The following is a 13,754-nucleotide window of genomic DNA, read 5'->3' on the forward strand; positions in this document are numbered from 1 at the left end:
ATGTTTTTGCGCCACGTCATCGTTTTCAGCTTCATCGCCCTGCTCGCCGGTTGCGCGGGCTTCGGCGCCCGTGAATCGGTCGAAGGCCACGGCAATCCGGCACAGTGGGCCGCGAACAAACAACACCTGACCGGCCTCGACGGCTGGCAGATCGACGGCAAGATCGGCATCCGCGCCCCGAAAGATTCGGGCAGCGGCACGCTGTTCTGGCTGCAACGTCAGGATTACTACGACATCCGCCTGTCCGGCCCGCTGGGTCGTGGCGCGGCGCGACTGACCGGCCGTCCGGGCGCGGTGTCGCTGGAAGTGGCGAATCAGGGCCGTTATGAAGCGCCGACTCCGGAAGCACTGGTCGAAGAGCAACTGGGCTGGAAACTGCCGGTCTCGCATCTGGCGTGGTGGGTTCGCGGCCTCCCGGCACCGGACAGCAAAAGCCGTCTGACCCTGGACGGCAACAGCCGCCTGGCCAATCTGGATCAGGATGGCTGGCAGGTTGAATACCTCAGCTATGCCGAACAGAACGGTTACTGGCTGCCCGAGCGGATCAAGCTGCACGGCAGCGATCTGGACGTGACGCTGGTGATCAAGACCTGGCAACCGCGCAAACTGGGGCAATAACGCATGACCGCTCCACGCCTCACTTTGCCTTCACCGGCCAAACTCAACCTGATGTTGCACATTCTCGGTCGCCGTGAAGACGGTTATCACGAATTGCAGACGCTTTTTCAGTTCCTCGACTACGGCGACGAAATCACCTTCGCCGTCCGTGACGACGGCGTGATTCGCCTGCACACCGAATTCGACGGAGTGCCCCACGACAGCAACCTGATCGTGCGCGCGGCGAAAAAACTGCAGGAACAATCCGCCTGCTCGCTCGGCATCGACATCTGGATCGACAAGATCCTGCCGATGGGCGGCGGCATCGGGGGCGGCAGCTCGAATGCGGCCACCACCCTGCTTGGCCTCAATCATTTGTGGCGACTGGGTTGGGATGAAGATCGCCTGGCTGCACTGGGCCTGACGCTGGGCGCCGACGTGCCGGTGTTCGTGCGTGGTCATGCGGCTTTTGCCGAAGGTGTCGGTGAGAAACTGACCCCGGTCGAGCCCGCCGAACCGTGGTACGTCGTGCTCGTTCCGCAAGTCTCTGTTAGTACGGCAGAAATTTTTTCAGATCCTTTGTTGACACGTAACACGCCGCCCATTAAAGTGCGCCCCGTTCCCGAGGGAAACAGTCGAAATGACTGCTTGCCGGTGGTCTCGAGGCGTTATCCAGAAGTACGTAACGCATTGAATTTGTTAGGTAATTTTACCGAAGCAAAACTTACCGGAACTGGAAGTTGTGTGTTTGGGGGCTTCCCAAGCAAAGCTGAAGCTGATAAAGTCTCGGCCCTTCTGACAGAGACCCTTACAGGGTTTGTAGCGAAAGGAAGCAACGTTTCGATGTTGCATCGCAAGCTGCAAAGTCTGCTCTAAAGGAACCAAGTGCCCGGCACTTGCAAGCAACAGATACAGGGGCGTCGCCAAGCGGTAAGGCAGCAGGTTTTGATCCTGCCATGCGTTGGTTCGAATCCAGCCGCCCCTGCCATTTTCCTATACTCATCCAGGTATACCCTCAGCCTTCAGGTACTGCGCGTGTCCAAGATGATGGTCTTTACGGGGAACGCTAACCCCGATCTGGCTCGGCGTGTCGTACGTCAGCTGCATATCCCTCTCGGTGACATCTCTGTCGGTAAATTTTCCGACGGCGAAATTACAGCCGAGATCAATGAAAACGTTCGTGGTAAAGACGTCTTCATTATTCAGCCGACTTGCGCTCCGACCAACGATAACCTGATGGAACTGGTAGTGATGGCTGATGCCTTCCGCCGCTCCTCGGCTACTCGTATCACTGCTGTTATTCCTTATTTTGGTTATGCCCGTCAGGATCGCCGTCCGCGTTCCGCACGTGTGGCTATCAGCGCGAAAGTCGTTGCTGACATGCTCACCGTAGTCGGCATCGACCGTGTTCTCACGGTTGATCTGCATGCTGACCAGATTCAGGGTTTCTTCGATATTCCGGTAGATAACATCTACGGCTCCCCGGTTCTGGTGGATGACATTGAAGATCAGCGCTTCGAGAACCTGATGATCGTGTCCCCGGACATTGGTGGCGTCGTGCGTGCACGTGCCGTTGCCAAATCCCTGGGTGTGGATCTCGGGATCATCGACAAACGCCGTGAGAAAGCCAATCACTCTGAAGTGATGCATATCATCGGCGATGTCGAAGGGCGTACCTGCATTCTGGTCGATGACATGGTCGATACCGCCGGCACTCTGTGCCACGCGGCCAAGGCCCTGAAAGAGCATGGCGCAGCCAAGGTCTTTGCCTACTGCACACACCCTGTGCTGTCGGGTCGGGCCATCGAGAATATCGAAAATTCCGTGCTGGACGAGCTGGTGGTCACTAACACCATCCCGCTGTCCGCTGCAGCACAAGCCTGTGCACGTATCCGTCAACTGGATATCGCACCGGTTGTTGCCGAAGCGGTTCGCCGCATCAGCAATGAAGAATCGATCAGCGCGATGTTCCGTTAAGGGCCCTGCCCTTCTCGAAATGTCTCGTTGACGAAAAGCGCCCCGCCCCGGCATTCCTGCCGGGGCGGGGCTTTTTTGCCCATACCGTGTTCGGCGCTGGTCGCAAACGCCACTCGGTCATGGCTATTTTGGAGATACAAAATGAACGATTTTACTTTGAATGCTGAACTGCGTTCCGACCTGGGGAAAGGTGCGAGCCGCCGCCTGCGTCGTCTCGCTGCCCTGGTTCCAGCTGTTGTTTACGGTGGCGACAAAGCCCCTGAATCCATCAGCATGCTGGCCAAAGAAGTTGCCAAACTGCTCGAAAACGAAGCGGCCTACAGCCACGTTATCGAACTGAACGTTGGTGGCACCAAGCAGAACGTGATCATCAAGGCTCTGCAACGTCACCCGGCCAAAGGCCACGTGATGCACGCTGACTTCGTACGCGTTGTAGCTGGCCAGAAACTGACCGCTATCGTTCCTGTGCACTTCATCAACGAAGCTGCTCCAGTGAAGAAAGGCGGCGAAATCTCGCACGTTGTTGCCGAGATCGAAGTTTCCTGCCTGCCAAAAGACCTACCTGAGTTCATCGAAGTCGACCTGGCTAACGCTGAAATCGGCACCATCGTTCACCTGTCGGACATCAAGGCTCCTAAAGGCGTTGAGTTCGTTGCTCTGGCACACGGCGATGACAAGGCTGTTGCCAACGTCCACGCTCCACGTGTTGCTCCAGAAGCTACCGAAGAAGGCGCAGCAGAGTAAATCACTCTGTCATGCCTGAGTGAGCAGGTAACATCGCGGACTGGAACGTAGCGAGAAAGCGGGCGGGAACGCGGAGTTTACATCCATGGTAAATGAGCATTTTTCGTCCACTTTCGCCGCCTTCCCTGATCGCGGCGATGTTATCCACCACTCAAAGGAAGGGCCCCTATCGTGACTGCCATCAAACTGATCGTTGGCCTGGGAAATCCAGGCGCTGAATACGAGCAGACCCGGCATAACGCAGGGGCCCTTTTTGTTGAGCGCATCGCCCACGCACAGAATGTGAATCTCGTGGCCGATCGCAAGTATTTCGGCCTGACCGGGCGTTTTTCGCATCAGGGTCAGGATGTTCGTCTGCTGATTCCCACCACCTACATGAACCGCAGCGGCCAGGCCGTGGCGGCACTCGCCGGTTTCTTCCGCATCAAGCCTGAAGAGATCCTGGTGGCACACGACGAACTCGATCTGCCTCCGGGCGTCGCCAAACTCAAAGTCGGCGGCGGCCATGGCGGTCACAACGGGTTGCGCGACATCATTGCGCAATTGGGCAATCAGAATACGTTCCACCGCCTGCGGCTTGGCATCGGCCACCCGGGCGTCGCCAGTATGGTTTCAAATTTCGTCCTGGGTCGTGCGCCACGCGCCGAACAGGAAAAACTCGATGCCAGCATCGACTTTGCCCTCGGCGTGCTGCCGGATATCCTCGCCGGTGAATGGAACCGCGCGATGAAAAACCTGCACAGCCAGAAGGCCTGACTCTAATCCGAGGGGAAACACCATGGGATTCAATTGCGGCATCGTCGGCCTGCCTAACGTCGGCAAGTCCACCCTGTTCAACGCCCTGACCAAGTCCGGGATCGCGGCCGAGAACTTCCCCTTCTGCACCATCGAGCCGAACAGCGGCATCGTGCCGATGCCGGATCCGCGTCTCGACGCTCTGGCGGCCATCGTCAATCCGAAGCGCATCCTGCCGACCACCATGGAATTCGTCGACATCGCGGGCCTGGTTGCCGGCGCGTCGAAAGGTGAAGGCCTGGGCAACAAGTTCCTGGCCAACATCCGCGAAACCGACGCGATCGCTCACGTCGTGCGCTGCTTCGAAGACGAGAACGTGATCCACGTCTCCAACAGCGTCGACCCGAAACGCGACATCGAAATCATCGACCTGGAACTGATCTTCGCCGACCTCGACAGCTGCGAGAAGCAACTGCAGAAAGTCGCGCGCAACGCCAAGGGCGGTGACAAGGACGCGGTGGCCCAGAAGGCCCTGCTTGAGCAGTTGATCCCGCACTTCAGCGAAGGCAAGCCTGCGCGCAGCCTGATGAAGAACATGAGCGCCGACGAAAAGGCCATCATCAAGGGCTTCCACCTGCTGACCACCAAACCGGTCATGTACATCGCCAACGTCGCTGAAGACGGTTTCGAGAACAACCCGCACCTGGACGTGGTCAAGGCCATCGCCGAAGAAGAAGGCGCGATGGTTGTCCCGGTCTGCAACAAGATCGAAGCGGAAATCGCCGAGCTGGACGACGGCGAAGAGAAAGACATGTTCCTCGAGGCCCTGGGCCTGGAAGAGCCTGGCCTGAACCGCGTGATCCGCGCCGGCTACGAAATGCTGCACCTGCAGACCTACTTCACTGCCGGTGTCGAAGAAGTCCGCGCCTGGACCGTCCGCGTCGGTGCCACCGCACCGCAAGCAGCCGGCGTGATCCACACCGACTTCGAGAAAGGCTTCATCCGCGCCGAAGTGATCGCCTACAACGACTTCATCCAGTACAAGGGTGAAGCAGGCACCAAGGAAGCCGGCAAATGGCGCCTGGAAGGCAAGGATTACATCGTCAAGGACGGCGACGTGATGCACTTCCGCTTCAACGTGTAAAAGCTGCACCCAAGAAAAAGCCGCGTTGATACGCGGCTTTTTTTTGCCCGAAATTCAGCCTGTCAGGCTTTTTTGGTTCTCGGCAGGAAGATCGCCAGCACCCCGAACAGCGGCAGGAACGAGCACAGGAAGTACACGTATTCGATGCCGTGGATGTCCGCCAGATGCCCGAGCAACGCCGCGCCAATCCCGCCAAAGCCGAACATCAGACCGAAGAACACCCCGGCAATCATTCCGACGTTGCCCGGCACCAGCTCCTGCGCGTACACCACGATCGCCGAGAACGCTGAAGCGAGGATGAAACCGATCACCACGCTCAGAACGCTGGTCCAGAACAGGTCGACATGCGGCATCAGCAGCGTGAACGGTGCCACGCCAAGGATCGAGAACCAGATCACCGCCTTGCGCCCGATCTTGTCGCCGATAGGTCCGCCAAAGAACGTGCCCGCCGCCACTGCGCCGAGGAACAGGAACAGGTGCAATTGGGAACTGGCAACCGACAGGTCGAACTTCTCGATCAGGTAGAAGGTGAAGTAGCTGGTCAGGCTGGCCATGTAGAAGTACTTGGAGAACACCAGCAGACCGAGCACCACCAGAGCGCTGATCACCCTGCCCTTCGACAGTCCGTGAGTGGCGGCCTGGCCGGCCTTGAGCTTGAACAGGTTCAGGTGATGGGCGTACCAGCGGCTGATGCGATAGAGCACGAACAGCGCAAACACCGCGAACAAGCCGAACCAGGCCACGTTGCCCTGCCCGAAAGGAATGATGATCGCCGCCGCGAGTAACGGGCCGAAGGCCGAACCGGCATTACCACCGACCTGGAACGTCGACTGCGCCAGACCGAAACGCCCACCAGAAGCCAGGCGGGCGATACGAGAAGCCTCGGGGTGAAAGGTTGATGAACCAATGCCGATCAGCGCCGCCGCCAGCAGAATCAACGGAAAACTGCCAACCATCGACATCATCACGATGCCAATCAGGGTGCACACAGAACCTGCCGGCAACAGCCACGGTTTCGGATGGCGATCGGTGTGATAACCGACCCACGGCTGCAGCAGCGAAGCGGTCAATTGGAAGGTCAGGGTAATCAGGCCGACCTGGGTAAAACTCAAACCATAGTTGGCCTTGAGCATCGGATAGATCGACGGCAACACTGACTGGATCAGGTCATTGATCAAATGCGCCAGCGCCACCGCGCCAATGATGCGCATCACCAAAGGGCTGCTCTGGGGAGGAGCGGACGCCGAGGCAGCGGCGGTCTGAACATTGCTGATAGCCATGGGAATTTCCGGACTGCAGATGGGTGCACGCGGGCAGGTGCGTCAATGTGCCATTTTTCGGTGCGTCAGCGCCATCCTCTTAGCCAGCTAACGAACTATTCAGTCGTCGCGCCGCAAGTGATAGCGCAACGCCATGGTCTGAATCTTGCCTTGCTTATCGGCTTGAACGCGGCGCCCTTACAAAGGGCATCGAGAATGGGAAGTTTCGCTACAGAGCCGGCCTACAGAGCGGGCAAGGGTGAACTTTCGAGGCCTTTTAGCAGGGCACCAATCCCGGTCGCAGCGACCGGGATGCACGCCGATGGTGCGTGGTGTCCAGAGGAGTCATGGGGCATGCAGGCTTTTTTATCACCGGGGATCAGGTTGCTGGGGCGGTTTGGCTTCGCGCGTAAATTCCAGTTGTTGTTTCTGCTGTTTATCCTGCCATTGGCCGGCAGCCTGTTAATGATCGGCCAGGACTATCGCGACAAACTCAACCTGATCGCCGGCGAACGTGCCGGTGTGCGGCAGTTGCTTGCCCTCGATGCACTCGACAACCTGCTCGCCGCTCAACGTGACCGCGCCGCCCGCTGGCGCGCCACGGAAACCAACCGCCAGCCGACGCCCGCCACCCTGGCCGCCGTGGCCGCATTCGATGGCGTGCAACCTGCCGTGGCCCAGGCCACGCTGGAGCTGGGCAATGCCTTGCAAGCCGAAGGCGCGGAAAGCGAAACCCTGACCCGCTATCAGGCTCTGCAAGCCGCGCTCAATGGTCTGGACTCGAAAAGCCTTTCCGGTGTCGGCTGGTGGCCGGACGGTTACGACCGCTTCACCAATGCGCTCAGCGCCCTGCAAGCGTTGCGCGAACAAATCGCGATGGACAATCGGCTGATCCTCGCGCCGTGGCTGGAAACGTATCTGCTGACACAGATTTCCACCCAGCACGCACCGGACCTGATCGAGCGGGTCGGCCGACTGGCAGCCGTCGGCCAGGCTTCTGTAGTTTCCGGCCAGTTCACCCTGCAAAGCCGTCTGCAACTGCGTGACCTGCGCAGCCGTATCGGCGACGCCCGCGAGCAGTTGGTGAAAACCGCGAGCCTGCTCGAAGCGCGTCTGCCGCCAGCCCTGCAAGGCTGGGCCGGGCAGTATCACGACAGCCTCAAACAGCTGGATGCCGGGTTGAAAGTGCTGGATGACGGCGTGTTCGGCGGCAGCATCAATCTCAAGCCGGAAGAGTTCGAACGCAGCCTTGACGCCCTGCTCGGCAACCTTGCCACGTTGCGCCAGCAATCGCTGGTGTCGCTGGATCAGCGGCTGGATGACTACCATGGATCGGCGATTCGTCAGTTCATCGTTGTCGCGGCGGTCTTCGGTTTTCTGTTGCTGGCGGCGCTGTACCTGTTCGTCTGCCTGCAAGCCTCGATCCGCCGCAGCGCCAGTGGCATCACGCTGCTGGCCGAGGCCCTGCGTGACGGCAATCTGAGCCTGCAAGTGCCGGTCGTGGGCCGTGATGAACTGGCGTCGATCAGCACTGCACTCAACGTGGCCGTGGTGCAGTTGCGCACCAGCCTGCTGGGTGTCGATCACGAGACTTCGCAACTGAGCAACGCCGTGCGCAGCCTTAATGATCACTCCAGCGGAGCTCTCAGCGAAGTCGAAGCGCAGCAATTGCAGATCAGCCAGATCGCCGCCGCAGCCACGCAATTGGCGGCGACCTCCCAGGGCGTGGCGCAGAGTTGCGAACAGGCTTCCGGCAGCGCCCAGCACACCCGGCGCATCGCTGCCGACAGCAGCCGTGACAGTCAGCGCACCACGGCGAGCATTCAACAGCTCAATCAGCGCCTGAACGAAACTGCCGCAGCGCTCGGCCGGGTCAGCGAGCAAGGGCAGCAGATTCAATTGGTGGTCGACACCATCCGTGGCGTCGCCGAGCAGACCAACTTGCTCGCACTCAACGCCGCTATCGAGGCCGCTCGCGCGGGTGAACAAGGTCGTGGTTTTGCCGTGGTGGCGGATGAGGTGCGCAGCCTGTCGCAACGTACGCAGTCGTCCACGGCGCAGATTGCCGGAACGGTCGACAGCCTGCGCAATACGGTCAATGAAGCCGTGAGCCTGATGGAGGCTGCGTGCGGCCAGGCGCAATCGGACGCGGAAGCCGTCACGGGACTTGGCGAACGCCTGGGGGAAATCGCCAGCGCCGTGCAGAGCGTCACTGACACCCTCGCCCAGATCGCCACGGCAGTCGAAGAACAGGCGAGCACCGCCGATGAGGTCAGCGGCAATATCCAGCAGGTGGATCAGGCGGCGGTTCGCCTGCTCGAGGGCGCGCGGGCAGTGAACCTTGCGGCGGACACCTTGAGCCAGGGCAGCCATGCCTTGAGTGCCAACACCGGAAGATTTCAGCTGCGTTGAAAGCCCTTCCCGCGCCTTTTTTCGGCGCGGGAGGATAAGCGGTTGAAAATAAGGAGAAATATTTTGAATTTACGCTTGACGCTTTTCCATTTCAGGGGAATAATGCGCGCCACTTGGCTACATAGCTCAGTTGGTTAGAGCATAGCATTCATAATGCTGGGGTCCGGGGTTCAAGTCCCTGTGTAGCCACCAAGTACTAAAAACGGCTTACCGAAAGGTAGGCCGTTTTTTTATGCCTCGAGAAAAGTGCCCTCCCCGCTGGATCGGTCTGATTCTGTAGGAACCCGGTGCGAAAGGCGTACGAAGAGGATTTTTCGTTCGTCCAGGCACCTGCATCTGCGCCAGTCGATTTGATCGCCATCCCGATTGACCGACACGCTCCCCTGTCTCGATTCCAGGACAGACAGGGAGTGGTCATGAACCTGAACAAATTCCTTTTCGACGATGAGTGGCGTCGAAAACGCCCGAGCGAAAACGCGACATGGACCGGATGGATTCCACCCCCGCCACCAGAACCCGTTTATATCCGGACAGACGAATGGCCCACCCCGACGCCCCGCGACGATCTGGTATTTGCCAAATCCTGCACACCGGATAACTGGTGCCGGACGGATGCCGGCACAACACCTGAGCCCGCCTCTCACTTTGGCAAAGTCATGGTGGCAGGCGCCCTGCGCATTCCCGCTGCCAGTCACGCCGTAGCGAAGGCCATCGGCGCCGATCTGGCGTTGGGGCGCATGGCCGGTGGTGGAATCCTGCAGCAGCGCCTTAATTGGGCAATCCGCGGTGCGGGAGGCCCGGCCAGCGTGTTTATCCTCGGGATGCTCCCGACCCGAATGGGCGACGGCACGCTTCACACTGATGAACAGCTACGCAGCATGAGCCGCGCCACCACTCGCGTGCGGTTCCAGTTCCGACGCGATGCCGAAGGCGTCATGCAGGTTTACGGCATCCACACCGGAGCCTCGGGCGACGACTCGGTGCGTACCGTAAAAGTCGAGTGGAACAACGACAAGAGCGCCATGGAGGCGAAGCTCAACGACATCACGATTTTGTGGACGCCGCAACGCGGGCCGCTGGGATCGATGCCGCCGCTGGTTCATCCGGAGCACGGCGAAGCACTGAGTACGATCCTCGTCCACCCGATCGCCGCGAACACCGACAGCCAGATTGAAATCCTGCCCGGCGAAGACATCACCGCCGAGGATTGTATTCTGGTGTTCCCGGCGGAGACCGGGCTGAAGTCGTTGTATGTGGTGTTTTCGAAACCGGCGAGATTGATGCCGGGGACGGTGACGGGGGTTGGGGAGGATGTTTCCGGTGTATGGCTTGACCATGCCCGGGGGGATCTGGTGCGCCAATCCCAACCAGCATTGCCGATTCGCTAAGAGGGCGTGAATATTCCAGCTTTGATTCATTCAGGCGCGCCTTCTGGGCCGAAGCATCAAAAGATACCAGGCTAGCCGGGCAACTCAGCGAAGATAGCTTGGAGCGTATGCGCAACGGAAAGGCGCCTCGCGCCCGATTAGCTGATGCGGCTGGTAAAAGAATCTCTCACGAAATTCATCATGTGGAACTGATATCTCAAGGCGGCGAGGTCTATAACGTTGACAACCTGAGGGTCCACACTCCTAAAAATCACGTCGAAATACACCAGGATTGAGGCAACTGCATGAGCGACCCCTTCATCAAAAGCAATTTCTCTGATTACACCGAACAAGACTTCGTTGAGTTCATTGACGAGATCAGAAAGGAAGACAAGGCACCTACAGATGACCGTGCAGATATTCTATTGTTGCACTTCAACAAGATCGTTGGGCATCCGAGCAAGATGGATCTTATCTACTACCCTGAGCCAGGTGCTGACACGTCGTCATCTGGCATAGCCCGTACAATCGCGACATGGCATGAAGCAAACGGACTGCCAGGATTCAAGAAGTGAAGATTCATGGTCAATCACTGAAATGACTTCACACCACTAAGTATTAAAAACGGCTTACCAAAAGATAGGCCGTTTTTTTGTGCCTCGAGAAAAGTGGCCCACTTCAGTGGGCCGGCATGATTCCGTAGGAACAGAGCGCGAAAGGCGTACGAAGAGGATTATTCGTTCGATCAGGCCTCTGCATCCCGGCAAGTCGATTTGATCGCCATCCCGATTGACCGACACGCTCCCCTGTCTCGATTCCAGGACAGACAGGGAGTGGTCATGAACCTGAACAAATTCCTTTTCGACGATGAGTGGCGTCGAAAACGCCCGAGCGAAAACGCGACATGGACCGGATGGATTCCACCCCCGCCACCAGAACCCGTTTATATCCGGACAGACGAATGGCCCACCCCGACGCCCCGCGACGATCTGGTATTTGCCAAGTCCTGCACACCGGACAACTGGTGCCGGACGGATGCCGGCACAACACCTGAGCCCGCCTCTCACTTTGGCAAAGTCATGGTGGCAGGCGCCCTGCGCATTCCCGCTGCCAGTCACGCCGTAGCGAAGGCCATCGGCGCCGATCTGGCGTTGGGGCGCATGGTCGGTGGTGGAATCCTGCAGCAGCGCCTTAATTGGGCAATCCGCGGTGCGGGAGGCCCGGCCAGCGTGTTTATCCTCGGGATGCTCCCGACCCGAATGGGCGACGGCACGCTTCACACTGATGAACAGCTACGCAGCATGAGCCGCGCCACCACTCGCGTGCGCTTCCAGTTCCGGCGTGATGCCGAAGGGGTCATGCAGGTTTACGGCATTCACACCGGCGCTTCGGGCGATGACTCGGTGCGTACCGTAAAAGTCGAGTGGAACAGCGACAAGAGCGCCATGGAGGCCAAACTCAACGGCATCACCATTCTGTGGACGCCGCAACGCGGGCCGCTGGGATTGATGCCACCGCTGGTTTATCCGGAGCACGGCGAACCACTGAGCACGATCCTCGTCCACCCGATCGCCGCGAACACCGACAGCCAGATTGAAATCCTGCCCGGCGAAGACATTACTGCCGAAGATTGTATTCTGGTGTTTCCGGCAGAGACCGGGCTGAAGTCGTTGTATGTGGTGTTTTCGAAACCGGCGAGATTGACGCCTGGGACGGTGACGGGGATTGGTGAGGATGTTTCCGGGATATGGCTGGCGGGAGCAGGAACGGGGATTGGTGTGCCGATTCCCACGCGAATAGCAAACAGGCTCAGAGGGCGGGAGTTTTCAAGTTTCGACAAATTCAGGGAGGCGTTTTGGGAGGAAGTGGCCAATGATCCTGATCTGGCGGAACAATTCATACAGGGGAACATCGAGCGAATGCGCAATGGTTTGTCGCCAAAGGCTCGCAGGCAAGACTGGGCGGGAGACAGAACATCTTATGAGTTGCATCACGTCGAGCATATTGCCAATAACGGCGCGGTATACGACATAGACAACTTGCGAGTGAACACTCCAAAAAATCACGTTGAAAACCACCGAAGTGGATAGCCATGAAAAAAACCATTTCTGACTACACAGAAGCTGAGTTCATTGAGTTTCTGAAATCCGTGCTGGCGGCCAATACAAGTCCCGATGAAATACTTGATCCGTTACTTTTTGAGTTTGAACGTCTCAGTGAGCACCCGGCAGGATCTGACTTGATTTATTGGCCGGAGGATTTGAGCAAAAGAGTGACAGCCGAAGGCATCACAGAAACGGTGAAAGAGTGGCGTGCTGCCAACGGCCTACCTGGTTTCAAGCAGTAAACATCTGGAATCCATACTCCAAACAGCTAAAACGGCTTACCGAAAGGCAAGCCGTTTGTTTATACCTCTTCCCCCAAGGCCGCGAGCCCCTTCGCCCAAATCTGCCGCGTCCGCAAACCGACAATCGCCCGCCAGTCCGGATCCGCCGGATAAAACTGCTCCAGCAGATTCAACTTGATCGCCCGCCCCGTCGCATCCAGCGGATCGCCATGCAGATGCAGCCAGTGATCGTCGCGCAGGTAACGATGCACGTCCGGCCCTGGATAAGTCCCGCACTCGATCACGAACGGCATCAGCTGCACATTCGGCAGCGCATTGAGCAGTGCCTGCGAGGTGTACCCGGTGGCGGTTGCTGCAACGCCGGTATCACTCAAGGTTTCGGCGCCGGTGTGTAGCGTGTAAAGCCACGGGCCGTAAATCGATTGCGCTTGGGCCAGTGCCGGATACGGCGCCTGGGTTATCGTCAGCAGCATCGGATGCCCGTACTCACCGGCGCCGGTGTGCAGGTCGAAACACATCACGGTTTCAGCGCCGGCCAGATGATTCTCGATGATGGAATGCAACGTGCGATTCGACCAACTCGGCGCGAGCCCGCCGAAGAACAATCCGTCGGGATGACTGTGCTGACCGCCCTCGACAATCGACATCACCGCCGGCCAGCCGTGCTCGGCAATTTGCGCATCCAGCAAGGCATCAGCCTGTTGCCGCTGAGGGCCGTTCAAATCGGTGCAGGCGTAGATTTCATGAAGCGCCGCGTAAGCGCGGTTGTCCGGAAGCGGTCGGTTGAAATCCAGGTGATTGCGGTTGAGGTCAATATTGTCTTCATTGACCCGCCGCAGCCACGCCGTGCCCCACGGGTTGATCAAGTGGATCATCACGACCGCGACATCCTTCGGCAGCGACTCCGGCGTGAAATGCTTCAGCCAGTCGATCTGGCACTCCGAACCGTAATAACCTTCAACACCGTGGGTGCCGCTGAGCGCCACCAGGCGCCGTTTGGCCGCTGGATCCCCCAGCACCGCGACATCGGTACTCAAAGACTCGCCAAACGGCCCATTGAGCGGATGCGCGTACGAAGAGAGCGTGGCACCCGCCACCTTCGCGGCAGCAAGAAAGCGCTCGCGCTGTTCGCGATAGCTGGGCTGGGTCGGAAACTCGTTGTGCATGGCGGC

At 58.8% G+C, this 13,754-nt stretch carries 14 protein-coding genes and 2 tRNA genes; 14 read left to right on the forward strand and 2 right to left on the reverse strand.

The genetic code is table 11. The features are described 5' to 3' along the window. The 7 genes from lolB (at window position 1) to ychF (ending at window position 5,197) form a co-directional block, all read left to right on the forward strand. Window positions 1-618: a lipoprotein insertase outer membrane protein LolB gene (gene lolB, locus ACODTD_RS26610; RefSeq protein ID WP_011335924.1), complete on the forward strand. Its 618-nt coding sequence runs from the start codon at window positions 1-3 to the stop codon at window positions 616-618. A 3-nt stretch (window positions 619-621) separates the two neighbouring features. Beyond that, the gene (gene ispE, locus ACODTD_RS26615; RefSeq protein ID WP_011335925.1) at window positions 622-1,473 is read left to right on the forward strand and encodes a 4-(cytidine 5'-diphospho)-2-C-methyl-D-erythritol kinase; all 852 of its coding nucleotides are present in this window, start codon (window positions 622-624) and stop codon (window positions 1,471-1,473) included. A 37-nt stretch (window positions 1,474-1,510) separates the two neighbouring features. Then, window positions 1,511-1,585: transfer RNA gene (locus tag ACODTD_RS26620), tRNA-Gln, on the forward strand. Window positions 1,586-1,632: 47 nt separating this feature from the next. Further along, window positions 1,633-2,574, forward strand: a complete 942-nt coding sequence (locus ACODTD_RS26625) for a ribose-phosphate pyrophosphokinase (RefSeq protein ID WP_003171603.1) — start codon at window positions 1,633-1,635, stop codon at window positions 2,572-2,574. Window positions 2,575-2,715: 141 nt separating this feature from the next. Further along, a complete protein-coding gene (locus ACODTD_RS26630) occupies window positions 2,716-3,318 on the forward strand; it encodes a 50S ribosomal protein L25/general stress protein Ctc (protein WP_011335926.1) in 603 nt (200 codons plus the stop codon). A 171-nt stretch (window positions 3,319-3,489) separates the two neighbouring features. Further along, the gene (gene pth / locus ACODTD_RS26635) at window positions 3,490-4,074 is read left to right on the forward strand and encodes an aminoacyl-tRNA hydrolase (RefSeq protein WP_007951726.1); all 585 of its coding nucleotides are present in this window, start codon (window positions 3,490-3,492) and stop codon (window positions 4,072-4,074) included. A gap of 22 nt (window positions 4,075-4,096) precedes the next feature. After that, the gene (gene ychF, locus ACODTD_RS26640; RefSeq protein WP_007951727.1) at window positions 4,097-5,197 is read left to right on the forward strand and encodes a redox-regulated ATPase YchF; all 1,101 of its coding nucleotides are present in this window, start codon (window positions 4,097-4,099) and stop codon (window positions 5,195-5,197) included. 62 nt (window positions 5,198-5,259) lie between these two features. On the opposite strand, the gene ACODTD_RS26645 is transcribed toward ychF, so the two are convergent. Continuing rightward, complete coding sequence (locus ACODTD_RS26645) at window positions 5,260-6,477, reverse strand: MFS transporter (RefSeq protein ID WP_221616184.1); 1,218 nt, start codon at window positions 6,475-6,477, stop codon at window positions 5,260-5,262. A gap of 333 nt (window positions 6,478-6,810) precedes the next feature. On the opposite strand from ACODTD_RS26645, the gene ACODTD_RS26650 reads away from it, so the two are divergent. From ACODTD_RS26650 to ACODTD_RS26680, 7 genes are all read left to right on the forward strand, one after another. Further along, window positions 6,811-8,868, forward strand: coding sequence for a methyl-accepting chemotaxis protein (locus ACODTD_RS26650; protein WP_011335928.1), 2,058 nt, complete (start codon window positions 6,811-6,813; stop codon window positions 8,866-8,868). A gap of 115 nt (window positions 8,869-8,983) precedes the next feature. Next, window positions 8,984-9,060, forward strand: a tRNA-Met gene (locus ACODTD_RS26655). A gap of 224 nt (window positions 9,061-9,284) precedes the next feature. Further along, window positions 9,285-10,256: an S-type pyocin domain-containing protein gene (locus ACODTD_RS26660; RefSeq protein WP_285358717.1), complete on the forward strand. Its 972-nt coding sequence runs from the start codon at window positions 9,285-9,287 to the stop codon at window positions 10,254-10,256. After that, entirely contained in the window at window positions 10,241-10,531 is a 291-nt protein-coding gene (locus ACODTD_RS26665; RefSeq protein WP_489105374.1) for an HNH endonuclease, read from the forward strand. Before ACODTD_RS26660 ends, ACODTD_RS26665 begins: the two co-directional genes overlap by 16 nt. Window positions 10,532-10,540: 9 nt before the next feature. Next, the gene (locus ACODTD_RS26670; RefSeq protein ID WP_011335930.1) at window positions 10,541-10,810 is read left to right on the forward strand and encodes a bacteriocin immunity protein; all 270 of its coding nucleotides are present in this window, start codon (window positions 10,541-10,543) and stop codon (window positions 10,808-10,810) included. Between the two features lie 264 nt (window positions 10,811-11,074). Beyond that, window positions 11,075-12,325 carry an S-type pyocin domain-containing protein gene (locus ACODTD_RS26675; RefSeq protein ID WP_285358714.1) on the forward strand — a complete coding sequence of 417 codons (1,251 nt, stop codon included), beginning with the start codon at window positions 11,075-11,077 and terminating at the stop codon, window positions 12,323-12,325. Window positions 12,326-12,327: 2 nt separating this feature from the next. Further along, entirely contained in the window at window positions 12,328-12,582 is a 255-nt protein-coding gene (locus tag ACODTD_RS26680) for a bacteriocin immunity protein (protein WP_011335932.1), read from the forward strand. 59 nt (window positions 12,583-12,641) lie between these two features. Here ACODTD_RS26680 and ACODTD_RS26685 read toward each other — a convergent pair whose 3' ends face one another. Further along, window positions 12,642-13,748, reverse strand: a complete 1,107-nt coding sequence (locus tag ACODTD_RS26685; RefSeq protein WP_489105369.1) for a DUF2817 domain-containing protein — start codon at window positions 13,746-13,748, stop codon at window positions 12,642-12,644. Between the last annotated feature and the right edge of the window lie 6 nt (window positions 13,749-13,754).

The organism is Pseudomonas sp. FG35, from assembly GCF_057809295.1.